A 23,515-nucleotide genomic window follows, 5' to 3' on the forward strand; every position below is an offset into this window, starting at 1 on the left:
ACGACCGGCGAAAGGGTTTTCCGAAACGCCGGTTTTCCGCCGGACGTTTCCAACAAAACCCCTCTCCAGTCAACATCGCGCGTCGGACAAGGCCGTGCCCGTCCCGCCGCGCCATGGAGTTTTCCCGCCGCGCCGGGTAGCGACGCGCCCGTCTGCGACGATCAGCGGCAGAGTTTCAGGATGAAGTTTTCCGCCTCGACGACGGCGGCCGTCACGCCGGCAAGGGAAATAGCATCGGCCGGATTGTCCTCGAGCGCGGCGGCAGCCTTGGCAATGGCATCCGCACCGACGGACTGGGCGGAGCCCTTGAGGCGGTGTGCCACGGCGGCACGCGCGGCCCCCTCGCTCGTCGCCAGTTCCTTCATGCTTTCGCGCGCCTGGCGCGCAAACATCTGCAGCACCTCCAGTTCGAGGGCCTTGTCGCCCATCGTCTGGCGCGCCAGGTGTACCAGATCGATCGGACGTCCGTTCGAAGGCCCCATGCCGCCGGCATTGTCGGGGGCCTCGAAGGCGATGTTGAGCGCTGCCATTTGCTAATTTCCTTTATATGCGATGCACGCTTGTTTCGTTGTGATGCACGCAGAAGCCGGATACGGCCATGAACCTGTACCGGGATCCGGTGGAAGTCATGGGACACCATTCTGCGGGGCCGGCGCGCCTATCCGATTAAAAGAGGGCGCAATATGGGCATGAATCGCAAACTATGGTTAACGGCTGAAAAATTGCGGTTTTCCCTGTTATTCCATTGCGGTACAAAGTCCGCCCACTTTAACTTCCTGTTAAGTTTCGAGCGAAGGGAGATGGCAATCAATTGTGTGATACAGGCTAATGTGTCACTACGATACGACCGGGATAGTCCCGGTGGATAAGCCGTGCGCGGAGATACTTTACGCCACGATTTCGGTTTATCGAGCGCATTTGGAATGAACGGCGGCCTGGACGCTGCTTGCCATGAGGGTAAGCAGCAAGACCGGCCACCCACCGGACGGTTCGAAGACGCCTGAGCAGCGGCAGCGCGTATGAGGCCCGTCCCGGAGAATGGTAACGAGGCGTAACCGCATGGCGACGAACAAGTCCAACGAGACGATCGACGAAAAGGCTTTCCAGGCATTGGAAGAGGCGTTGAAGATCGATTTCGACGATCTGACGCCGGAGACGCCCTCGAAGAAGGATACTTCGGAGGCGCGCGTGTCTGAACCAGCAAGCCGTGTTTCGACCAAGACCCAGGAGAAGCCGGCAAGCCGCCCGGCAGCGGGCGAAACGCCCCGCAACCTGGCGCCCGAGCCCGCACCCAAGACCCCCGCCTTCACGCCCGCCAATGACGGTTCGCGCAAATCGCCGGCCGCGATCCTGAAATCGCTGGACGTGCGCTCCAGCCGCTCGTCGATCCGCACCGCCGTCGTCGCCTCGATCCTTTGGGTCGTCGGCGGCCTCGGCGTTGCCAACCTGCTTTATGCGCCGAAGATCTGGGAGATCCGCTCGGTCGCCGATCTCGTCGCCCTTCCCGGCGCCATCGGCATGGTCGTCGCCATCGTCATGCCGATCATGCTGTTCTTCGCCTTTGCAATCATGATCTCGCGCGCCCATGAACTGCGCAGCGCCGCCCGCTCCATGGCAGAAGTGGCTTTGCGCCTTTCCGAACCGGAAACGGTCGCCACCGATCGCATTATGACTGTCGGCCAGGCCGTTCGCCGCGAAGTCTCGGCGATGAACGAAGGCATCGAGCGCACCATCGCGCGCGCCACCGAGCTTGAAACGCTCGTACATTCCGAAGTGAATGCACTGGAGCGCAGCTATACCGACAATGAAATGCGTGTGCGCACGCTGGTGCAGGAACTTGGCTCCGAGCGCGAAGCCATCGTCAGCCATGCCGAGCGCATCCGCTCCTCGATTTCGGGGGCGCATGAGCAGCTGAAGGACGAGCTCGCCAGCGCCGGCGACAACATCACCCAGCGTCTTGCGACCTCCGGCGAGGCCTTTGCCTCTATGCTCGACACCCGCGCCGCCATGCTGATGGAAAAGTCCGACAGCGCGACGCAGACGATCGGCGCCATGCTTTCGGCCCGCACCGACAGTCTGCTCTCCACCCTCTCCTCCTCGGGCCTGGCGCTCGCCAACGAGTTCGACGCCCGCCTCGATCATCTGACGAAGAACCTCGATTCCCGCGGCCGCGACCTGCTGCAGCAGTTCGAAACGCGCGCTTCCTCGCTCGACACCAACACCGAGAAGCTGAACGCCGCCCTCAACGAGCGCGCCAAGCAGCTTAACGAGACATTGATCGCCCGCACCCGCGAGATCAGCGAAAGCCTGTCCGTCGGCCAGCATGCCGTCACCAATGGTCTTGACCAGGTTCTCCAGTCGATGAATGCCGCGCTCGACGAAAAGGGCGCGCAATTCCGCCAGAGCCTCAAGAATGCCGCCGACGACACGGTAATGGATCTCGACCTGCGCTCGGGCTTCTTCGACGAGCGCCTGCAGGCGACGGTCGGCCAGATCGCTGGCGCTTTCGACAACCGTGTCGAGGAATTCGCCCAGGCCTTCGACCAGCGCGCCGGTTCGCTCGATTCGAAACTTATGGAAAGCCTCGGCCGCATCAACGAGACGGTCGCCAGCGGTCGCGATGCGATCGACGGCCTGTTGACCTCCGGGATCGATCGCCTCGGCAACACGCTGACAGACCAGTCTTTTGCGTTGGCGACGACGCTCGCCACCAGCCAGGAAGTGCTCGAAAGCGCCGTTTCCGGCCATGCGGACGCCATTAACAGCGCCGTTACCGGTGCGCATGAGCGCGTCGCCGCGGTTCTGTCCGAAAAATCGGCGGCCCTGCTCGGCGGTCTTTCCGATGTGCAGAACCGGATCGAGAGCGGTTTTGGCGCCCGCGCGGATGCGCTGGCGGAAAGCATTTCGGGCAGCGAACGCCGCCTGACAGAAGCGCTCGACAATCGCGGCACGGCAATCGCCACCGACATCCAAGCCGCCCAGGTGCGCATGGAAGAAGCACTTGGCGCGCGCGCCGACGAGATCACCTCGACGATCGCCGCCAGCCACAACCGCCTGGACAGCGCGCTCACCGAACGCACGGCTGCCCTGTCGGCCATGCTGAACGAAACCGGCAGCCAGCTTGAGCAGTCGGTCGGCTCCGCCGCCGGCCGCGTCGAAAACGCGCTGACGGGTGCCGCCCGCCAGATCGACGAGGTCATCACCGGCCGCACAGCGAACCTAGCCTCGGTGCTCTCCAACAGCGCGGGCGCCATGCAGTCGTCGATCGACGCCGCTGCAAACCGCGTCGAGACCGTGTTGACCGAAGGCAGCCGCGAACTTGGCGGCGTCCTCCATGGCCAAGCTGCCGAATTTGCCGATGCTTTCTCCGGGCGCGCCGCGGAGATTGCCGAAGCCCTGTCCGGCCGAGCCTCGCAGCTTGCCGGCTCGCTCGTCAACACGCATGAGCAGATCCGCGCCACGCTCGACGACCGAATCAACGCGATAAACGTCGCTATCACCGACGGCAAGAACCAGCTTGCTGACACGCTGAACGAGCAGGCCACCAATATCGGCACTTCGATCGCCACTTCGGCTGGCATGCTGGAAATGTCGCTGGAGCAGCATGAGGAAACGCTTCGCCGTACCATCGACGGCAGCGCCGCCCTGCTCGACCACCGCGTGCGCGAAAGTGCCGGTGCGGTTGCCGAGCGCCTTGGCGAAACCACGGCAAAAATCGCCGAGGCCGCCGACGCCTTTGGCGCCCGCATGGAGACGACGGTCGACAGCGTCGCAAGCCGCTTCGATGCAACGGGCAGTCGCCTGGAAGAAAACCTTGGCAAACTGGAAGCGCGCATCGAACAGAGCGTCGAGCATGTCTCGGGCACCGTCGATACCGCAGCCAGCCGCATCTCCGACACGCTGTCCGAGCGTCTGGTCGATCTCGATCGCGTCGGCAGCGACGTGTCGCTGCGCGTCTCCGACGCGCTGTCCCGCCCGATCGCCGAAGTCGATCGCATCGGCGACGAAACGACGGCACGCATCGCAGCAGCGCTGGCCGGCCGCGTCGGCGACATCGAGCGCGTCAGTGCCGATGCCGCCAGCCGTATCGAAGGCGCCCTTTCTGGCCGTCTCAGCGATATCGAACGCGTCACGACGGAAGCCGCCGAACGCATCGACAACACCCTGACCGGCCGCGCGCTCGAAATCGACCTGATCGCCGAAAACGCCGCCCAGCGCATCGACGCATCCCTTTCCGGGCGCGCTTCCGAAATCGAGCGCATTGCTGGCGACGTTGCCCAGCGCATTGATCTCACGCTATCGAGCCGCACCTCCGACCTGGAGCGTGTTGGCGGCGACACCGCGGAGCGCATCGAGAATGTGCTTTCCGGCCGCGCGGCCGAGATCGAACGCATTACCGGTGATGCCGCAACACGGCTCGAAGGCACGCTTGCCGAACGCGCAAGCGAAATCGCCCGCGTGACCGGCGAGGCGACAGACAAGATCGAAGGCACGCTCACCCAGCGCGCCGGCGATATTGAACGCGTCTCCACCGAAGCCTCCGAGCGCATTGCAGCGACCATCGACGAGAAAACCGGCCGTATCGAAGAACGCCTCAGCACGATGGACCGGGCGCTCACCATCGGTCTCGACGGTGTCAACCGCACGATCGACGGCAAGGCCGCCGGCCTTGCCCAGACGCTGCGCGAAGCCGTCTCGCAAGCCGCCCAGGACATGGACGCGGAAGCCGTCCGATCCGCCCAGTCGCTTGCCAAGACCGGCGAGGAATTCGCCCATTTGTCGAGTTCGCTGCGCGGCGCGGTTTCCCGTGCAGCCCAGGAAATGGGCGTCGAAGCCCAGCGTGTCGCGGAAACCATCGCCAAGACGGGCGATGAGTTTGCCGAAAACCTCTCGGCTCGCAACGAGGCCTTCACGCGCGCGGTCGACGAGACCACGTCCGCTGCCGTCGCTCGTTTTGCCGAAACGGAAAACCGTCTCGCCAGCCAGACGCAGTCGCTTCGCACAGGCCTCGGAGACGTAGAGAAGGCATTGGAAGCCCGCGGTGCCTCCATTCGCTCCACGCTTGACGACCGCACGCGTGAACTCAACTCTATGCTGGCGAGCCGCACGGAAGAACTGTCGCGCCTCATCAACGAGGAAGCCCGTCCTGTCATCGATAACTATGCTGCCGTAGGCCGCGAAGCCGTCGAGCGGATGGCCGGCGTGGGTCGCGAGACCGCCGAAAGCATCAGCGGCGTCGCCCGCGACAGCGCCGAGCGCCTGCGCAACGAGAATGCCGCGCTGATCAACGCGATCTCCGCCCGCACGGCTGATACGCTTGCTGCGATTTCCAGCAGAACGGAAGAAGCGGCCGGCGCGATGCGCGACATCGAGAACGGCCTTGCCGCCAATGTCGAAGGCCTGATCGCCCGCCTCTCCGAGAGCAACGGCGCGATTGCCGGCCTCGTTGACGCCGCCAGCCAGACGCTCGGCGCCATCGACGGCCGCCTCACTAGCACATCGGAGCGCTTCACCACTTCCGCCGAACGCGCCGCCGACATGGTCGCCACCACCTCGCGCCTGCTTGAGGGCAAGGTCGATCGCCTGTCCGACATCTCGGCCGGTACGCTCTCGCAGATCGGCGGCATCGTCGGTCGCTTCGAGGATCACTCGAAGATCCTGTCGCAGGCCTCCGACCTGCTCGCCGCCGCCCAGTCGAACCTCGTCTCGACGCTGGAAGAGCGCCAGGACGCGCTGCGTTCGCTCTCCATCGGCCTCGTCCAGCGCTCGGAAGAGATCGAGAAGACCATGCAGTCGCTCGAAGGCATGGTCGAGGGTGTCTTCACCCGCGCCGAGGAACGCTCCAACCTGATCGCCGGCAATCTGCGCGGCGGTATCCAGAGCTCGTTTGCGGAAGTGGGTCGCATTCTCGGCGAAACCGAGAAGCGCGCGGAAGCCGCGGCCAGCACCCTGCGGGACTCGTTGGTCAAGGCGGGCGAAGAGGCGGGCCAGTCCGTCGAGGGCGCCTTCGTGCGCGCCGAGGAGCGGACCAAGGAAGTGGCAAACCGCCTGCGCGGCAGCGTCGGCGCCTCGCTTTCCGATGTGGACCGCCTGCTCTCGGAGTCCGGCAAGAAGTCCGAGGCCGCCACGACCGTCATGCGCGAATCCATGCGCGAGGCCGTCGAGGAGGCCATCGGCAAGTTCTCCGGTGCGACCGAAGAAATCCGCCGTGCTGCTTCCGAAATCCGCAAGGAACTCGACCAGACCCGTGGCGAACTGAAGCGCGGCGCCTTCGACCTTCCGGAAGAAGCCAAGGAAAACGCCGCCCAGATGCGCCGTGCCGTCAGCGAGCAGATCAAGGCGTTGCAGGACCTGTCCGACATCATCGGCAAGTCCTCCTCGGCGCTCGAAGTCTCCCGTCCGGCCGTCCAGCAGCCCGTGGTGCAGCAGCAGCCGGTGCAGGAAACCCGTGCCGTCGAGCCGCGCCGCGAAGAGCCGGCCCAGCTGCGTGGCACCCTCGGCCTCGAACGTGCGGCCAGCACCACCGTGCCGCAGCGTGCACAGCCCCTGCCCGCCGAGACCGATCCCAAGGCAGCGGGTGAAGGTGGGTGGATGCGTGACCTGCTGCGCGGCGCCGTCTCACGCGAGGAGGCGCAGTTCGCCCAGCCGCGCGGCGAGGCCCAGGCCGCCCGCCCGGCCGACACGCGCAACCCGCGCCACGTTGTGGAATCGCTGAACTCGCTTTCCGTCGACATTGCCCGCGCCATCGATCACGATGCCTCGGTCGACCTGTGGCGCCGTTACCAGCGTGGCGAGCGCGACGTCTTCACGCGTCGCCTCTACACGCTAAAGGGCCAGCAGACCTTCGACGAAATCAAACGCAAGTACGAGCGCGAGCCGGAATTCCGCACTGCAGTCGACCGTTACATCTCGGACTTCGAAAAGCTGCTTGCCGACGTCGCCCGTAACGACCGCGACAAGGTGATGACTCAGACCTACCTCACCTCGGATACCGGCAAGGTCTATACCATGCTGGCCCATGCGGCAGGCCGCTTCAGCTAAGAGCAATCGAGATCGAAAATAGCGACGGCCGCCCCTCAGGCGGCCGTTTTGTTTTGATAACGCGCCGATAACGCAGATGTGAGGCCTTCGCGCCGTTTCCCCACGCCGAAACCTTATAATCCGCGTGCCTTGCCTCTATATGCGTCTCGACGCACCCAGAGCATTTCCGGCGAACTGCGGTTCGCCGGAAATGCTCCAAGGGTTTGTTTTATCGCATTGTCCGACGCCGAAGCGAATTCGCTTCGGCTGGAAATGCTCTTGAGGGTGCCAAGGGGAAGAGAGACGAAATATGATATTTATCCAGGGATTTGGACGCGGGCTGGCAACGCTGGCGATTGCGCTGATGACGATCGTCACGGTCGTTGACGTCGCCGAAGCGCGCCGCGCCGGCGGTGGTTTCGGCAGCCGCGGCACGCGGACATTCTCGACGCCGTCGACGACGCGCACCTCGCCGACGGAAGCCCAGCCGATCGACCGCACCATGACGCGCCAGCAGTCGGCACAGCCCTCCGCCGGCCGCAACACCACGACCGCAACGAACCCGCGCCCCGGCCTGTTCGGCGGCTTTGGCGGCAGGCTGCTCGGCGGCCTGATGCTCGGCGGCCTTGTCGGCATGCTGCTAGGCTCCGGCTTGGGCGGCGGCATCGGCTTTCTCGGCCTCATCCTGCAGGTGGCGCTAATCGCCGGCCTGTTCTTCTTCCTGCGGCGCATGTTCGCGCAGCGCAACGCGCCGGCCTATGCCGGCAGCGGCCAGGCCCGCAGCGCATATCAGGGCGGCGCCTCCGATTTCGAAATCCCGCGCATCGGTGGCGGCAGCCGACAGGCAGCACCCGCTCAGCCGAAAAACAATGACGAAATCGGCGTCCAGCAGGCGGATCTCGAACAGTTCGAAAGCATGCTGAAGGAACTGCAAGCGGCCTATGCGGCCGAAGACTTCCGCACGCTGCGCCAGATCACGACGCCAGAAGCCATGTCCTATCTCGCCGAGGAGCTGAGCGACAACGCTACCCAAGGTCTGAAGAACGAGGTCAGGGATATCCACCTCGTTCAAGGCGACGTGGCCGAAGCCTGGCGCGAAGGGTCGGATGAATATGCGACCGTCGCGATGCGTTACGAAAGCATCGACGTGATGCGCGACCGTGCGACCGGCCGCCTCGTTTCCGGCGACCCGGACAATCTGACGGAAGCCGTCGAGATCTGGACGTTCCTGCGCCGCAACGGCGGCGAGTGGAAAGTCTCTGCCATCCAGGGCGTCGCCGACGCCTGAATGCAAAAACGGTGCGCAGCCCACACTGCGCACCGTTTCCCAACGCCTTGAAAAATCATATTTAGATAGTGGAGAGCGTCCAGCCGACGATATCGGCGGTCACCCGCGCGAAGGCAGCGTCGAGCGCCTTCACAAAGGCTGGATTGCCTGCGCCGCTAACCGGTACCGTCGCGCGGAAAACCTTTTGCGAGCGAACCGTGCCGTTGCGATCATTGAGCAGCTTGGCCGAGATTTCCACGACGGCCGTATCTGCACCCGACGCCTGTACCTCGAAGGACCTTATGTCGGTGACGAGTTGGTAATCGATTGCAAGGCCCTGCCCCGGCATGCCGACTCCACCGAGACGACCGGTATTCTCAAACGCCTGGACGAGCTTGGCCTGCACCATTTTGCTCAGGCTGTCGCTCCATTGCGCCTTGGCGAGATACTGGATTTCCGACGGCGTGGGGCGGATGACGATCTGCTCGCTGTCGAGCGCCTTCAGAGCCGAAGGTTGCGGCACGAGAAGCTGGCGGCTCTTGGCAGACGGACCTTCGACGGAGGACTGCGCAGAAAGACTGAACGTATCGTTGTTCGCTGCCTTGCTACCGCACGCGGCAAGCGTTGCCGCCAGAACGGCGATCAGGGCAGCGCGCGCCGCCGTTCCGTTCCGCAACAACTCCATACCCGGTACTGTCATCTCGTCCTCAAATCCACAGACTCAATGTCTAGCAGCGGTACACCAACAAGTCACGGCTGCGATACCGGACAAATTCACGTCCGAAACATCCCGGCCGCCATTGTGGAAATACAGCCACACCTGCAACTCAGCGCCGCGTGCGGCCGTCATATTGTTTCACCGTCTCGCCGCCGAACAGCAGGCGCTGCGGATCGCGCTCAAAGCCCGAGATCGCGCTGTCGAGGTTCTGGATCGTGCGGCGCGTATCCTGCACCAGCGTTTCCACATCGCGCAGACCCGAGCCGGAGAAGCGCTGGAGGCCGTCGGCGATCGGCCCGATGCGACCATTCAGCGTATCGGCGGCCTGCTTGATCGATTGCAGCGTGGCCTTCGCCTCCGCAAAGAGCGATTCGGAATCTCCCTCGCCCAGGAAACCGTCGAGCTTGGCGAGCACGCCATCGACGCGCGTGGAGGCGGCGTTCAGCTTGTTGGTCATCTGCTTAACATCGGTGATGATCTGGTCGATATCGCCCTGACGCTCACCGATACGGTTGGCGACGCCTGTCACCGAGGCGACAGCCTTACGGGCATCGGCGCTTGCCACCGAGATATTGTCGATCGCGCCAGAGACCTTCTGCGTGTCGACGGCGGCGATCAGCGTATCGACCTTGTCGAGCGCCGCATTGGCATTCTTGCCGAACGTATCGAAGGTCTCGGCCGTCTTGCGGAAGCCCTCAACTGTCGTCTTCACGTCACCGGAGGCAGCCGCAATATCCTTGCTGATCTTGTCGACATTGCCGACGAAATCCTCGACCTTCTTGGGATCGACGGCCTTGATGAGGGAATCGACCGACGCAAGCGTCGAATCCAGCCGGCCGGAAAGATTACGGAACGTTTCCGACAGACCGCCGACACTCTTCAGGAACTCATCGATGTTCTTACCGTTGCGGGCAAGCGAATCGGAGAACTGTTCGGCATTGTTGATCGTCGTGGTCAGCGGTCCGCGCGCATCTGCGACAAAGCCCTGAATGTCGGTGATGGCGGCATCGGCGCGCTTCAGAATCTTGTCGGCGGTCGACAGGATATTGGTCACGCTCGACTGCTCGGCCTGTAGCACGGCGGCCGTCTCGGTGTCGAAAGCCTTCTGGAGAATGTTCGGATCGGCAGCGGTGCCACCGGAGAGCTCGATATAGGCGGCTCCCGTCAGGCCCTGCACTTCAAGCACGGCGGTGGTCGATTGCTTGACCGGCGCGCTCGTCGCCACCTCCGTCATGGCGACGGAAAAGCGCGGGTCGTCGGCATCGATGGCAAGGCTGCGGACGGAGCCGACCGGAATACCGTTGAAACGTACCGGCGAGCCGATGCTGAGACCGTTGGCGGAGCCCGGAATGCGGATGGCGAGCTGCGCCATGTCGCCGCTACGGCCGTATTGCGACATCCAGTAGACGAAGCCGAAGGCGGCGGCCATCACGAGCACGGTGAAGAAACCGACGATGGCGTAATTGGCTTTCGTTTCCATGCTTGAGGCTATCCCGCTCGCAGTTCCTATTCCGGGGCATCGCGGCTCCCGGACACTTGTTCACGCCTTCCGAACGATGGAGCGCGCACGTTTGCCCTTGAAATAGGACTGCACCCACGCATCGTCAAAGGCCAGCATGTCCTCGATCGTGCCTTCGACCATGACCTTCTTCTGCCCGAGCACCGCGATGCGGTCGCAAACCGAAAACAGGCTGTCGAGGTCGTGAGTCACCATATACACGGTCAATCCCAGAGTGTCGCGCAGTTTGGCGATCAGCTCGTCGAATTCGGCTGCACCGATCGGGTCGAGACCTGAGGTCGGCTCGTCGAGAAAGACCAGCGCCGGATCGAGCGCGAGCGCGCGCGCCAGTGCCGCGCGCTTGATCATGCCGCCGGAGAGTTCGGACGGATATTTGTCGGCGGCTTCCGGGGCAAGACCGACCAACTCGATCTTCAGCTTGGCCAGCTCGTCCATCATCGCCTGCGGCAGGTCGAGATATTCGCGCATCGGCACCTGGATGTTCTCCTTCACCGTCAGCGAGGAGAACAGGGCGCCGTGCTGGAAGAGCACGCCGAGCTTCATGTCAAGCGCGAGGCGCTGGGCCTGCGTCGCCTTGTCGAAATCCGTGCCGAAGATGCGGATATTGCCGGAACGGCGCGGCAGGAGACGCAGCACCGTGCGCATCAGCACGGACTTGCCGGTGCCAGAGGCGCCGACAAAGCCGAGAATTTCGCCGCGATAAATATCGAGGTTCAGCCGATCGAGCACGATATTGCTGCCGAAGCCCACGGTCAGATCCTTGACCGAAAGTACGACATTATCCTGTTTTTCAGGAGCCTGATCCATCTGTGCCCCTAGAAATCGATGGCTGCATAGAACATGGCGAAGAGACCGTCGACGAGGATGACGACGAAGATCGACTTCACCACGGCCGCCGTGACATGGCGTCCGAGCGATTCGGCGCTGCCGCCGACTTTCAGGCCCTCCACCGCGGCGACGATACCGATGATCAACGCCATGAAGGGCGCCTTGATCATGCCGGAAACCACGGTCGAGAGATCGATGGCTTCCCGCAGACGCGACAGGAACGTGTCGAAGGTTATGCCGGAATAGGCCCAGGCGACGCAGGCCGCGCCAAACAGCGCGGCGAAGTTCGCAATGATGGTGAGCAGCGGCAGTGCGACGGTCAACGCCACGAGCCTTGGGAAGACGAGCACGCCGACGGGGCTGAGGCCCATGACCTTCAGCGCATCGATCTCCTCGCGCATCTTCATCGAGCCGATCTCGGCGGTGATGGCGCTGCCGGAGCGGCCGGCAATCATGATCGCGGTCAAGAGAACACCGATTTCGCGCAGCTGCAGGATGCCCACGAGATCGACGACGAAGACCTCCGCCCCGAAATAGCGCAGCTGGAATGCGCCCTGCTGGGCGATGATCGCGCCGATAAGAAACGACATCAGCAGGATGATCGGCACGGCGCGCACACCCATATGGTCGATCTGATGCACGATCGCCGCCGGTGAAAGCCCGCTCCGGCGGCCGAGCTTCAGCTGCGCGCCGCGCACCGCCGAGCCGAGAATGAACATGGCTGCGACCATATCCTCCCAGGCATCCACCATGACGCGGCCGACCGGCGAGAAGATCCGCTCGAACAACGTGACCCGCTTTGCCTTTTCCGTGCGCGGCTCGGCAAGCTTTTCGGGCAGAGCGGACACGAGGTCTGCATAACGCTCGCCCTCGCCGTCTCTGAGGTGCACCTCGGCGCCGCCGGATTGCCGCTCGGTGATGGCGCGACGCAGCAGCCAGGCGCCGGCCGTATCCATTTCGGAGACCTCACTGAGATCGACCTCCAGCGCACCGCCCTTGCCCGCGGCCAAGTCGGCAAGGCGCTTGGCACCGGTAACGGCGGTCGTGTTCACCCAGTGGCCGGACAGGCGCCAAACCTCCCCGCCATTCTCCGGCAGGCTTTCGCTCACGATATCGGCTGAGGGGCTGGCGGCTGTGGTCAAGTCTCTTGCATCTTTCCGTGCTTGCGGCACAACATGCGCCTGTCTTATCGGCTCGCCGGCCATCTGTCACCGAATGAACCGGCAAAAGCCCGTTTTCGCCTCGAATTTTTCGGGGCCAGCCAGGATCCCGCCCCATGCACCGCAGATTGCGCGCAACCGCCGAAACCTTCCCGATTGCCGGAGCCTTCACGATTTCCCGCGGCGCCAAGACGACGGCCGACGTCGTCGTCTGCGAAATCGAAGCCTCCGGGCAGGTCGGCCGGGGCGAATGCGTGCCCTATGCCCGCTACGGCGAATCGGTGCCCGGCGTGCTCTCTGCAATCGAGGAGATGCGCGGTGCCGTCGAGGACAGCATCGGCCGCGAGGCCCTTGCCCGCATCATGCCGGCTGGAGCCGCCCGCAATGCCATCGACTGCGCCCTTTGGGACCTCGAGGCGAAACTTTCGGGCGTGCCGACCTGGCAGGTCATCAATGCCGCCGCCCCGCGGAAGCTCGTCACCGCCTACACGCTCTCGCTCGGCGAGCCCGAGGCCATGCAGCGCCAGGCCGCCGAGCATGCCGGCCGCGCCTTGCTCAAGGTGAAGGTCGGCACCGCCGACGATGCCGCCCGCATCAGGGCCGTGCGCGCCGGGGCGCCCGACAGCGCGATCATCCTCGACGCCAACGAGGGCTGGACGCCCGAAAACCTCGCTTATCACTTCGCGATCTGCGCGGAGGCCCGCATCGCGCTCGTCGAACAGCCGCTGCCGGCCGGAAACGATGCGGCGCTTGCCGACCAGGCGCGGCCGATCCCGGTCTGCGCGGATGAGAGCGTTCATCGCACGGAGGATGTGGCAAAGCTCGTCGACCGCTACGACGCGATCAACATAAAGCTCGACAAGGCCGGCGGCCTGACGGAAGCGCTGGCGCTACGCGAAGCCGCCCGCGAACACAGGCTGAAGATCATGGTGGGCTGTATGGTCGGCACCTCGCTTGGCATGGCGCCGGCGGTACTTTTGGCGCAGGGCGCCGATTTCGTCGATCTCGACGGCCCCCTGCTGCTGGCGCACGACCGAGTGCCTGGTCTGCAATACGAAGGATCGTCGGTCTATCCGCCGGAAGCGGCACTCTGGGGCTGAAGGCGCGCGGCAAAAAACCGGCCGGCGACGACGCAGGCGAGACCGGCCGCGGCGATGCAAGACATCAGGTAGAAGCCGTGCACGCCGTACCAGTTGAAGGCATAGCCGGACAGGAAGGTCGCGATCGCCGTGAAGATGCCAGTGTAGAAGTAGTAGAGCCCCTGCGCGGAGGCTTCCTGCTCTTCCGCCACGCGATCCACGAGGCGGCTCTGCACGCTCATATGGATGATGGCATAGGTGAAAGCGTGCAGGCACTGCAGCACGAAATAGCCGGCGAAGGACATGTCCATCGGAAAGATGATCCAGCGCAGGACGGCAACGCTGCTGCCGGCGATCATCATGGACCACAGATTGAAGCGTCGGCGGAGCTGGACGGCGAAGAGGAAGAACAGAATCTCGGCCATGACCCCGGCGCTCCAGAGGATGCCGACATCCACGCCACTGAAGCCCATCTTCTGCCAATAGATCGCCGAGAAAGCGAAGAGCATGGCATGGCTGGAATTCACCAGCGCGACGCCGATCAGCATGAACTGCACATCCGCCTGCCGGAGCGTGCTTTTCGTCGGCATGGTGGCGATCGCCGAAATAGGCGATGGCCGGCGCGGCTTGCCGACCCGCGGTGCGATCACCGCGCCGAGCATGGTCAAAACAAAGCCCACCGCCATCGCCGGCAGCACCATGGCGCCACCATAGAGGCCGGCGAGCCAGCCGCCGATCATGGTGGCGACGATGAAGGCGAGCGAACCCCAGAGGCGCATCCGGCCGTAATCGAAATTCCAGCGCCGCACGCCCGACAGCATGATCGCCTCGGTTATCGGCACATAAGGCGAATAGACCGCGCCTTGCAGCGTGTAGAGCAGCAGTATCGGCCAGAACGATCCCGTCGCGAAGAGCGCGATTGCCGTCATGAGCGACAGAACGGCCGACCAGGCCAGCATGATCGAGCGTTCGCCTATCCGGTCGGCGATGACCCCGGCCACCGGCGCGCTGAAGACGCGCACAAACATCGGCACGGCCAGGATGATGCCGATCTGGAAATCGCTCATCGATAGCGTTTCGAGCCAAACGGGAAAGAACGGCAAGGCGATGCCGTTCACCATCATCGGGGCGCTGAAAACGAGGGCGATGCGCGCGACGAAGAACGGCGGCGCGCCTGATGTCACGGTGAACCCGGAAGGGGCGGTCATAGCGGGGAACCTGTCTTGGAATATCCTCGCTCTAGCACGCCGATGTACGTACGCCAATCCGCTATTTCTGCCGGGTGATTTCGTGTCGACCGCCCCCGTCTCAAAGTGTCAGGCGGCCTCTGCCCCTGCTGTTGCAACCACGCCAAGGCTCCGGCTGGCGATCGACACGGGCTCTGGCACCGCCGTCAGCGTCTGCCAGGTGATCAGCTCCATCTCGCCATCGTGATGCTCGGCAATCGCCGTGCAGCTTTCCACCCAGTCGCCGCTGTTGATGTAGCGGATGCCGTCGATCTCGGTGATGACTGCATGGTGGATATGGCCGCAGATGACGCCGTCGGCATCGTTGCGGCGCGCTTCCTCGACGACCACCTTCTGGAACTCGCCGATGAAGTTCACCGCCGTCTTCACCTGCTGCTTGGCCCAGGACGAGAAGGACCAGTATGGCAACCCGAGGCGGCGGCGGATGGCGGCGAAAACCACATTGATGGCGATCGCCGCGTCATAGGCCCAGTCACCGAGATAGGCGACGACACGGGCATGGCGCACCACGACGTCGAACTCGTCGCCATGCAGCACGAGATAGCGCTTGCCGTCGGCCGCCTCGTGGATCATGCGCTCGGCCACTTCTACGCCGCCGAAATGCGTGCCGGGGAAATCACGCAGGAATTCATCGTGATTGCCGGGGATGTAGATGATGCGCGTGCCCTTGCGCGCCTTGCGCAGGATCTTCTGCGTAACGTCGTTGAAGGACTGCGGCCAGTACCAGTTGCGCTTCAGCCGCCAGCCGTCGACGATATCGCCAACGAGCACGATCGTCTCGGCCTCGTGATAGCGCAGGAAGTCGATCAAAAAATCCGCCTTGGCCGCTTTCGAGCCCAGATGCACATCCGAAATGAAGAGTGTGCGGAAGTGGCGGACATTGGGATCGGCAGGCGTCGGGGTCATGTGATTCGTCTCCGGTGGCCGGCCGCCGCGTTCCGTTCGGGAGCGGCGGCTTTCGTCCCGTTGAAACCAGACTCCTGTTTCAAATTGATGACACACCTATGCCTTTTCCGTCCTCAAATAGGCATTGCACAGGCCGGCGAATGCGGCTTTATGGAAGGTTACGGGAACTTCACGTCGCGACGCGTTCGTGGCATGTGAAGCCGCAACGAAAACAGCATATGGCAGGAAACATCATGAGCACGGGTGACAAACCGAGGACGCAGAACGGCCCAGTCAGTGGCGACATCGACCAGCAGGCTCTCTTCTTCCACCGCCATCCCCGCCCCGGCAAGCTCGAGATCACCGCAACCAAGCCGCTCGGCAACCAGCGCGACCTGGCGCTTGCCTATTCGCCCGGCGTCGCCGCGCCCTGCCTTGCCATCCGCGACAATCCGGAAACGGCCGCCGAATACACGGCACGTGCCAATCTCGTCGCCGTCGTCTCGAACGGCACGGCCGTTCTCGGCCTCGGCAACATCGGTCCTTTGGCCTCCAAGCCGGTCATGGAAGGCAAGGCCGTCCTCTTCAAGAAATTCGCCGGCATCGACGTCTTCGACATCGAAATCGACGCCCCCACCGTCGACGAGATGGTCAATGTCGTCTCGGCACTGGAGCCGACCTTCGGCGGCATCAACCTCGAAGACATCAAGGCGCCGGAATGTTTCGAAGTCGAGCGTCAGCTGCGCGAGAAGATGGACATCCCCGTCTTCCACGACGACCAGCATGGCACAGCCATCATCGTCGCAGCCGCCGTCTTGAACGGCCTGGAGCTGGCCGGCAAGGCGCTCGGCGAGGCCAAGATCGTTGCCTCCGGCGCGGGTGCGGCGGCGCTCGCCTGCCTCAACCAGCTCGTGGCGCTCGGCGCGAAGGTTGAAAACATCTGGGTGCACGACCTCGAAGGCCTCGTCTATAAGGGCCGCGAGGTCCTGATGGACCAGTGGAAGGCCGTCTATGCGCAGGAGACAGACAAGCGGGCGCTTTCCGAGAGCATCGACGGCGCCGACGTCTTCCTCGGCCTCTCCGCCGCCGGTGTGCTCAAGCCGGAACTTTTGACCCGCATGGCAGAAAAGCCGCTGATCATGGCGCTCGCCAATCCCACGCCGGAAATCATGCCGGAAGAGGCCCGAGCCGTACGCCCGGACGCCATGATCTGTACCGGTCGCTCGGATTTCCCGAACCAGGTCAACAACGTTCTCTGCTTCCCCTATATCTTCAGAGGCGCACTCGATTGCGGCGCGCGCACGATCAATGAAGAGATGAAGATGGCCGCCGTGCGCGCCATCGCAGCCCTTGCCCGCGAGGAAGTCTCCGACGTCGCCGCCCGCGCCTATTCCGGCGATACGCCGAGCTTCGGCCCGAATTATCTGATCCCCTCGCCCTTCGACCAGCGCCTCATCCTGCGCATCGCGCCGGCCGTCGCCCGCGCGGCGGCAGAGACCGGCGTGGCATCCCGTCCGATCACTGATTTCGACGCCTATCTCGACCAGCTCAACCGCTTCGTCTGGCGCTCCGGCTTCATCATGAAGCCGATCTTCGCCGCCGCGAAGAAGGCCGAGAAGAAGCGCGTTATCTTTGCCGAAGGCGAAGACGAGCGCGTGTTGCGCGCCGCCCAGGTCTTGCTGGAGGAAAACACCGCCCTGCCGATCCTCATCGGCCGCCCGCAGATCATCGAAACGCGCCTCAAGCGCTACGGCCTGCGCGTGCGTCCGAATGTCGATTTCGAGGTGGTCAATCCGGAAGACGATCCGCGCTACCGCGACTATGTCGACGAATATCTTCGCCTCGTCGGCCGCAAGGGGGTCAACCCGGAAGCCGCCCGCACCATCGTACGCACCAACCAAACCGTCATCGGTGCATTGGCCGTCAAACGCGGCGATGCGGATGCCCTGATCTGCGGCGTCGAAGGCCGTTATGCCCGCCACCTGCGAGATGTCAGCCAGATTATCGGCAAGAAGCCCGGCGTGCTCGATTTCTCGGGCCTCAGCCTGCTGATCTCGCAGCGTGGCGCGACCTTCTTCACTGACACCTATGTGACGATGGAGCCGACCGCCGAGGAAGTGGCCGAGATGACCATCATGGCCGCGCAGGAAATTCGCCGCTTCGGCATCACGCCGCGCGCAGCTCTGGTTTCCCATTCGAACTTCGGTTCGCGCGACTCGGACAGCGCCTTCAAGATGCGCCGCGCCATGGAGCTTGTCCGGGAACAGGCGCCGGACCTCGAAGCCGATGGCGAAATGCACGGCGACGCCGCCATTTCCGAGGCGCTGCGCCTGCGCGTCATGCCGGACTCGACACTGACGGGCGAAGCCAACCTGCTGGTCTTCCCGAACCTCGATGCCGCCAACATCACGCTCGGCGTCGTCAAGACGATGACGGACAGCCTGCATGTCGGCCCGATCCTGCTGGGTGCCGCCCTGCCCGCCCACATCCTGTCGCCGTCCGCGACGTCGCGCGGCGTGGTCAATATGGCCGCACTCGCCGTTGTGGAAGCCTCTTACCCGGCTTGAAGTCAACGGAATGATTGGAAAGACGGCCGCCGGTTCTCCGGCGGCCGTTTGCGTTTTCTAGGGCTTGAGCAGCTCCACCCGCCGCGTGATGCCGATCGCCTGCAAGAACGCCTCGTCGTGGCTGACAACAATCAATGCGCCGTCATAGGCCCGAAGCCCTGCCTCCACCGCCTCGATGGAATCGATGTCGAGATGGTTGTTCGGTTCGTCGAGGATGAGCAGCGGCGGTGGTGCACCGCCACCAAGCACGCAGGCAAGACCGGCGCGTAGCAACTGCCCGCCGCTGAGGCTGCCAGCGATCTGCAAGGCCGCATCGGCCCGGAACATGAATCGCGCCAGCGCTGCCCGACAGGCATTCTCGCTGGCTTCTGGATTGAGCCTGCGAAAATTGTCGCGGATGGTGAGGCTGGCATCGAGCAGGCTGACGCGCTGGTCGAGCATGGCGACATCGGTGAAGACCTGTGCTCGCCCCTCGAAGGGTTGCAATTGCCCCGTCAAGAGGTTGAGCAGCGTCGTCTTGCCGGAGCCGTTCGGCCCGGTCACCGCAATGCGTTCCGGTCCGGTGACCGTGAGAGAAAGTCGCCGAAGGACCGGAGATTCCGCGCGATACCCGGCCGTCACGCCGTTGAGCTTCAGCACCGTCTTGCCGGCGGCGAGATGGGTCGGCGGCACGGAAACGGTGAGCGGTTGCAGAACCTCGATGCGACCCCGCGCGCTCGCCACGGCCTCCGCCGCCTGTGCCTGCCGGCTTTCGGCAAGGCGCGCCTGCACGCCGCCGGTCACCTCGCTGCGCTCCTTCATGGCGCCGAGCACAATGCGCGGAATGTCGCCTTTCGCCTTCTTGCGCTTGCCGGCGCCATCCTTGCGCGCTTTGCGCTCGGCCACGGCCTGCGCCGAGCGTGTGAGGTCAGCCACATGCCGCTCCGCATCGGACAATTCCCGCTGCGCCGCGGCCAGTTCCAGCGCCTTGCGCTCGCGATAGGCACTCCAGTTGCCGCCATAACGCGTGGCGCCGAGCGAGGTGAGCTCGACGATGGCATCCATCGTTTCCAGCAGCTCGCGGTCATGGCTGACGACCACGGCACCGGCCCGCCAACCGGCAAGCATGTCGATCACGGCCTGCCGTCCCTCCCGGTCGAGATTGTTGGTCGGCTCGTCGAGGAGCAGGAAATCAGGCTTGCAAAAAAGAAGAGCCGCAATCGCCGCGCGCGTTCGCTGGCCGCCCGACAGCGCCGCAAGGTGGGTGTCGGCCACGGCATCCAGCCCGACATGAGCAAGGGCGGCAGCAAGACGCGTCTCCAGCGTCCAGTCGGCGTCTGCCAATGCTTGGGCTTCCGCCTGGCCACGCTCAGCACGGCGCATTAGGTCAAGCCCTTCTTCAATGCCGAACAGGCTGGCAATCGTTTCCTCTGCCCCGACCTGCACGCTCTGACGCAGCATGCCGATCGAGCCATCGACGGACAGGGTGCCGGAAAGCGGTTGCAGATCGCCGGTTATCAGCTTGAGCAGCGTCGTCTTGCCGACGCCGTTGCGTCCGACAAGGCCGACGCGTTCACGACCGAAGCTCAGATCGAGATTGGAGAGAAGCGCGTGGCCGTCAGGCGTGGACCACGAAATTTTCGAGAGAGTAATGGACGGCATGGATACGAATTTCCCCGAGGACAAAACGAAGTCGATTTGTGGTCGGGTTGAAATCCATGCTGCACCATCCGGTCGGCGTTGACGACGGGGCCTATGTAGAGCCCGATCGGCGGCGTTGCAAGAGCAACCCGCCGATCGGGTTATTCGAAGACCTCAGGCCGGAGGCTGGTCGAGACGCTTGGACCATTCGTCAGCCTTGCCAAGGCCGGCATCGCGCCAGGGCGAGCCCTTGATACCGAGCTTGCTGCGCAGTCGCATGCCCGAGATGATCCAGCGGTTCATGCCGGATGCGATGAACGGCAGCGAGGCGATGTGAAGGCCGGTGAACGGCAGGAACGGATTGCGGCGAAGCGAACCGTATATCTCGATGCGAGTCGTCGTCTTGTAGCTCGGGCTACGGGCATGGAAGCCGTGCGTGTCGGCGACAATGAGCGTGTTGGCCTTAACGGTCATCTTTACCGGCTGACCATAACCGAGCGCACCAAGCTCGTCCGGCATGATGCGCAGCGAGCCGCGGGCGGAATAGATGTTTTCGATCGCATCGGCGTTTTCGCTGATGCCGCGCTCCCAGGCGAGACGCTGCGGCGTCATTTCATGCGAACCAGGCACATAGGCGAAGGGGCCGTCTTCCTCACCGACATCGCGCAGGAACAGCCAAGCCTTCGCCGTCGGCTGGAACGTATCGCTGTGCAGCGCCGTCTGCGGATCCGTCGAACCGGCAGCAACGACGGACGGCAGGGCCATGACGATCTGTACCACCAGCAGCGGCTGGCCGTCATGGGACGAAACGTAGCGCAGCAGATTGGCAAGGCGCGGGTCGTTACGTGCGGCCTTGAAGCCCGGCAGCGTTTCGAGATCACTATCGTCGATGATCGCGCGGCGGGTGACCGTCGCGCCCTGCTTCATATCGTAACGCTCGAAATCCCGCTCGGCCAGCTCGCGCGTAACGGCGGCAAAGACCTCCGGCGACAAAAAGTTCTCGATCTTGACGAAGCCGGTCTCGGCATATTGCCGGCGGTGGTCCGGCGCGACGAGGTTTTCCAGCTTCCTGCGGCGCCAGGCGGCCATACGCATGGCCAGCGAAACGCGCTTTTCATGCAGGCCCTTTTTGTTGAGCCACTTGCTGCCAATGACAGGGTTATCGGCAAAGGACTTCGCGCCCGATGCGAGCGCGAGCGCGTAGATCGGGCTCAACAAGACTGACGATATCTTCATAGTCACCTGCCTGCGGGATGAATGTGCCGCCGGTTGGGCGATCCGCACCATAACCGACTGTTGTATATGCCGAGAGTGCTACACCAAGCCCCGCGCGAGATCAATTGCGCCGCTCGCGCAAAGGTGATTACGTTATTCATATTATCTCTCCGGGCGTTAATCACAAATCCGGGAGCGCGTTGCACGGCGCGCGCAGAGGCTTATGATAGGTGCATGTGCTCAAGGCGGGCGTCAGACCGCCCTCCAGTCTCTCTTGCAGGATATCAGGACGTGAAAGGACGCCTCCGCTTCTTGTTTGCGATCGCAACCGGCCTGCCCCTGCTCGTCTCGGGCGTCGCGTCGGCGTCCGACGTATGCGAGCGCATCCAGGCGGAACTGGCAAATCTTCCCCGTGTCGTGGTCGACACGACGAGCGCACGCAAATATGCCGGCGCCATCGCCCGCCAGAACATCCAGCTGCGCAAAGCCAGAAGCGACCAGCGCCGCCTCGGCTGTTCGTCCGGCAGCATCACCGTCTTCGGCGGCGAAAACGAAGCGGCCTGCGACACGCTCGAAACGGTCATCGGCAAGATGGAGCGTAATCTCTATATCCTCGACCGCAAGCGCCGCGAATTCGCCGACGGCACATCCTCGCAAGGGTCGCGCAACCGTCTGCTCGCCGCGCTGGAAACGAACGGCTGCAATGAAGAAGCCAAGGTGATGCCGATCGCCGCGACCGAGACTCTGCGCACCCTGCAGGACGACACACGCACCCTCCCGCTTGGCATCATGCCTGAAGACAGCGGCCGGCTACAGCTGCGCTCGCTGGGGGGCAGCGCCGGCCACGGCAATCTGCGCACCGTCTGCGTGCGCACCTGCGATGGCGGGTTCTTCCCGATTTCCTCGGGCGCGACACCGCTTGATTTCCGCCGCGACCAGAAGGTCTGCGCGATGATGTGCCCGCAGACGGAAACGCAGCTTTTCTACCAGTCGATGACGCCGGGCCAGGAAACCGAGCAGATGACGTCCACCGTCACCGGCCGTCCCTATCGCGATCTCGAACATGCCTTCAGCTACCGCACGCGCGACCTCTCGAAAGCCGGCACCTGCGGCTGCAATCTCTCCGCCTATTATCAGGAAATGATCAAGCGCCAGAAGGCGATGAAGGGCGAGACGGCGGCCACAACAGAGGAAGCTCTGCCGGAAACCGGCTCGATCACGACGATCACCACCCGGCAGGACAAGCAGGAAACCATAAAGACCCCTGCCCAGATCGAGGATCGCGTCTACGATCCGACACGCCACAAGGTTCGCACCGTCGGTCCCGCCTTCCTGCCGGAAAATGAGTCCGCCATCGATCTCGGCCGCCCGGCCGATGCCGGCGTCAACTGATCGGCTTATCCGGCCGCCGGCCAGCGCTCCTCAAAGACCAGCTCTTCCAGCGGCAGGCGCTGCCGCCATCCCTTCACCGCCAGTTCCGGTTCGGCATAGAGCTGATCGACGAAGCCGACACAGAGCCAGGCAACGATTTCGACATGCGCGGGAATGCCGAGGATTGCGCGGATATCGCTGTCGTGGAAGATGCTGACCCAACCGACGCCCACCCCTTCTGCCCGCGCCGCGAGCCAGAGATTCTGTACGGCGCAGACTGTGGAATAGACATCCATGCGCGGATTGTGCGTGCGGCCCAGCACCACCGAGCCCCCGCGTGTCGGATCGCAGGTCACGCAGATCGACAGCGGCGCCTTCAGGATGCCCTCGAGCTTCAGCGCGCGGTACTGCGCCTGTCGCTTGCCGGAAAACATGTCGGCCGCCTCGGCATTGGCCTTAAGGAAGGCGCCATGCACGGCGCGGCGCGTTTCCTCGCCACGCACCAGCAGGAAATTCCACGGCTGCATGAAGCCGACCGACGGCGCGCTGTGCGCGGCGTGCAGCAGGCGGCCGACGAGATCGTCGGGCAAGGCGTCGGGCAAAAACTGGTCGCGCACGTCGCGGCGTGTTTCGATGGCGCGATAGACGGCTCGCCTCTCCTCAAAAGGAAAGGCATCCGCCCGGACGAGCGCGTCCGAGAGTTCTGTTCGCATCGTTTTCTCCCCAACAATGCGTCCAACCTGCCGCCGTCCGCGCGGTTCGGTCTATCTCGTCAGGCCGGTCTTCTGACTTCGGTTCCCGCGGCCCGCGCCTGCCTTCCCGGTTCAAGAACCAGTGGCAAAAGCCTGAATCGATTCAAGCTTTTACGGCGCAAGCCATCCCCGTTACAGCGTTGGGCACGTTCCGGACCTGGGCATTGCGCCCGCACCGGATTCCCGATTCTCCCGTTTAAAAACGGGCACCTGACAGGAGGATATGCGCATGGCTTTCCGGCGCGATCAAGTCTGCCGGCGTCGCAC

The 23,515-nt window shown here is 63.8% G+C and carries 15 protein-coding genes and 1 riboswitch; of the genes, 5 read left to right on the plus strand and 10 right to left on the minus strand.

Annotated elements, in window-relative coordinates; translation table 11 throughout:
• Positions 1–161 precede the first annotated feature (161 nt).
• Complete coding sequence (locus D0Y60_RS00785; protein ID WP_117366236.1) at positions 162–530, minus strand: Hpt domain-containing protein; 369 nt, start codon at positions 528–530, stop codon at positions 162–164.
• A 529-nt stretch (positions 531–1,059) separates the two neighbouring features.
• Here D0Y60_RS00785 and D0Y60_RS00790 point away from each other — a divergent pair.
• Together D0Y60_RS00790 and D0Y60_RS00795 are read left to right on the plus strand one after the other, a co-directional pair.
• Entirely contained in the window at positions 1,060–7,041 is a 5,982-nt protein-coding gene (locus D0Y60_RS00790) for a kinesin (RefSeq protein WP_117366237.1), read from the plus strand.
• Between the two features lie 289 nt (positions 7,042–7,330).
• Positions 7,331–8,308, plus strand: coding sequence for a Tim44 domain-containing protein (locus tag D0Y60_RS00795; RefSeq protein WP_199564086.1), 978 nt, complete (start codon positions 7,331–7,333; stop codon positions 8,306–8,308).
• Between the two features lie 61 nt (positions 8,309–8,369).
• Here D0Y60_RS00795 and D0Y60_RS00800 read toward each other — a convergent pair whose 3' ends face one another.
• The 4 genes from D0Y60_RS00800 to D0Y60_RS00815 form a co-directional block, all read right to left on the minus strand.
• Positions 8,370–8,987, minus strand: a complete 618-nt coding sequence (locus D0Y60_RS00800) for an ABC-type transport auxiliary lipoprotein family protein (protein WP_117366238.1) — start codon at positions 8,985–8,987, stop codon at positions 8,370–8,372.
• Positions 8,988–9,114: 127 nt separating this feature from the next.
• Positions 9,115–10,485: an MlaD family protein gene (locus D0Y60_RS00805; protein ID WP_117366239.1), complete on the minus strand. Its 1,371-nt coding sequence runs from the start codon at positions 10,483–10,485 to the stop codon at positions 9,115–9,117.
• A 60-nt stretch (positions 10,486–10,545) separates the two neighbouring features.
• The gene (locus D0Y60_RS00810) at positions 10,546–11,331 is read right to left on the minus strand and encodes an ABC transporter ATP-binding protein (RefSeq protein WP_117366240.1); all 786 of its coding nucleotides are present in this window, start codon (positions 11,329–11,331) and stop codon (positions 10,546–10,548) included.
• A gap of 8 nt (positions 11,332–11,339) precedes the next feature.
• Positions 11,340–12,494 carry an ABC transporter permease gene (locus D0Y60_RS00815; RefSeq protein WP_348627850.1) on the minus strand — a complete coding sequence of 385 codons (1,155 nt, stop codon included), beginning with the start codon at positions 12,492–12,494 and terminating at the stop codon, positions 11,340–11,342.
• A 134-nt stretch (positions 12,495–12,628) separates the two neighbouring features.
• On the opposite strand from D0Y60_RS00815, the gene dgcA reads away from it, so the two are divergent.
• Positions 12,629–13,612 (plus strand): N-acetyl-D-Glu racemase DgcA, encoded by a 984-nt coding sequence (gene dgcA / locus D0Y60_RS00820; protein WP_117366242.1) that lies wholly within the window; start codon positions 12,629–12,631, stop codon positions 13,610–13,612.
• On the opposite strand, the gene D0Y60_RS00825 is transcribed toward dgcA, so the two are convergent.
• Together D0Y60_RS00825 and D0Y60_RS00830 are read right to left on the minus strand one after the other, a co-directional pair.
• Positions 13,582–14,799, minus strand: coding sequence for an MFS transporter (locus tag D0Y60_RS00825; RefSeq protein WP_117366243.1), 1,218 nt, complete (start codon positions 14,797–14,799; stop codon positions 13,582–13,584). The two genes, dgcA and D0Y60_RS00825, sit on opposite strands and share 31 nt — an antisense overlap.
• A gap of 108 nt (positions 14,800–14,907) precedes the next feature.
• The gene (locus D0Y60_RS00830) at positions 14,908–15,744 is read right to left on the minus strand and encodes a UDP-2,3-diacylglucosamine diphosphatase (protein ID WP_117366244.1); all 837 of its coding nucleotides are present in this window, start codon (positions 15,742–15,744) and stop codon (positions 14,908–14,910) included.
• 233 nt (positions 15,745–15,977) lie between these two features.
• Here D0Y60_RS00830 and D0Y60_RS00835 point away from each other — a divergent pair, with 233 nt between their 5' ends.
• Positions 15,978–18,290, plus strand: coding sequence for an NADP-dependent malic enzyme (locus D0Y60_RS00835; RefSeq protein ID WP_117366991.1), 2,313 nt, complete (start codon positions 15,978–15,980; stop codon positions 18,288–18,290).
• 57 nt (positions 18,291–18,347) lie between these two features.
• Here D0Y60_RS00835 and D0Y60_RS00840 read toward each other — a convergent pair whose 3' ends face one another.
• Together D0Y60_RS00840 and D0Y60_RS00845 are read right to left on the minus strand one after the other, a co-directional pair.
• Positions 18,348–19,931 (minus strand): ABC-F family ATP-binding cassette domain-containing protein, encoded by a 1,584-nt coding sequence (locus tag D0Y60_RS00840; RefSeq protein ID WP_117366245.1) that lies wholly within the window; start codon positions 19,929–19,931, stop codon positions 18,348–18,350.
• Between the two features lie 153 nt (positions 19,932–20,084).
• Positions 20,085–21,146 carry a phytanoyl-CoA dioxygenase family protein gene (locus tag D0Y60_RS00845; protein WP_158565359.1) on the minus strand — a complete coding sequence of 354 codons (1,062 nt, stop codon included), beginning with the start codon at positions 21,144–21,146 and terminating at the stop codon, positions 20,085–20,087.
• Positions 21,147–21,416: 270 nt separating this feature from the next.
• On the opposite strand from D0Y60_RS00845, the gene D0Y60_RS00850 reads away from it, so the two are divergent.
• Complete coding sequence (locus D0Y60_RS00850) at positions 21,417–22,517, plus strand: DUF2865 domain-containing protein (protein ID WP_158565362.1); 1,101 nt, start codon at positions 21,417–21,419, stop codon at positions 22,515–22,517.
• A 5-nt stretch (positions 22,518–22,522) separates the two neighbouring features.
• On the opposite strand, the gene bluB is transcribed toward D0Y60_RS00850, so the two are convergent.
• Positions 22,523–23,209 carry a 5,6-dimethylbenzimidazole synthase gene (gene bluB / locus D0Y60_RS00855; RefSeq protein ID WP_117366248.1) on the minus strand — a complete coding sequence of 229 codons (687 nt, stop codon included), beginning with the start codon at positions 23,207–23,209 and terminating at the stop codon, positions 22,523–22,525.
• A 44-nt stretch (positions 23,210–23,253) separates the two neighbouring features.
• A riboswitch (cobalamin riboswitch) is annotated at positions 23,254–23,477 on the minus strand.
• Positions 23,478–23,515 lie beyond the last annotated feature (38 nt).

The sequence above is a fragment of the Shinella sp. WSJ-2 genome (genome assembly GCF_003432075.1).
GTDB lineage: Bacteria > Pseudomonadota > Alphaproteobacteria > Rhizobiales > Rhizobiaceae > Shinella.

Bases quoted from the DNA above. Each gene is read 5' to 3' on its own strand.
- D0Y60_RS00785 (WP_117366236.1), bottom strand. From the start codon at position 530: ATGGCAGCGCTCAACATCGCCTTCGAGGCCCCCGACAATGCCGGCGGC.
- D0Y60_RS00790 (WP_117366237.1), top strand. From the start codon at position 1,060: ATGGCGACGAACAAGTCCAACGAGACGATCGACGAAAAGGCTTTCCAG.
- D0Y60_RS00795 (WP_199564086.1), top strand. From the start codon at position 7,331: ATGATATTTATCCAGGGATTTGGACGCGGGCTGGCAACGCTGGCGATT.
- D0Y60_RS00800 (WP_117366238.1), bottom strand. From the start codon at position 8,987: ATGACAGTACCGGGTATGGAGTTGTTGCGGAACGGAACGGCGGCGCGC.
- D0Y60_RS00805 (WP_117366239.1), bottom strand. From the start codon at position 10,485: ATGGAAACGAAAGCCAATTACGCCATCGTCGGTTTCTTCACCGTGCTC.
- D0Y60_RS00810 (WP_117366240.1), bottom strand. From the start codon at position 11,331: ATGGATCAGGCTCCTGAAAAACAGGATAATGTCGTACTTTCGGTCAAG.
- dgcA (WP_117366242.1), top strand. From the start codon at position 12,629: ATGCACCGCAGATTGCGCGCAACCGCCGAAACCTTCCCGATTGCCGGA.
- D0Y60_RS00825 (WP_117366243.1), bottom strand. From the start codon at position 14,799: ATGACCGCCCCTTCCGGGTTCACCGTGACATCAGGCGCGCCGCCGTTC.
- D0Y60_RS00830 (WP_117366244.1), bottom strand. From the start codon at position 15,744: ATGACCCCGACGCCTGCCGATCCCAATGTCCGCCACTTCCGCACACTC.
- D0Y60_RS00835 (WP_117366991.1), top strand. From the start codon at position 15,978: ATGAGCACGGGTGACAAACCGAGGACGCAGAACGGCCCAGTCAGTGGC.
- D0Y60_RS00840 (WP_117366245.1), bottom strand. From the start codon at position 19,931: ATGCCGTCCATTACTCTCTCGAAAATTTCGTGGTCCACGCCTGACGGC.
- D0Y60_RS00845 (WP_158565359.1), bottom strand. From the start codon at position 21,146: ATGAAGATATCGTCAGTCTTGTTGAGCCCGATCTACGCGCTCGCGCTC.
- bluB (WP_117366248.1), bottom strand. From the start codon at position 23,209: ATGCGAACAGAACTCTCGGACGCGCTCGTCCGGGCGGATGCCTTTCCT.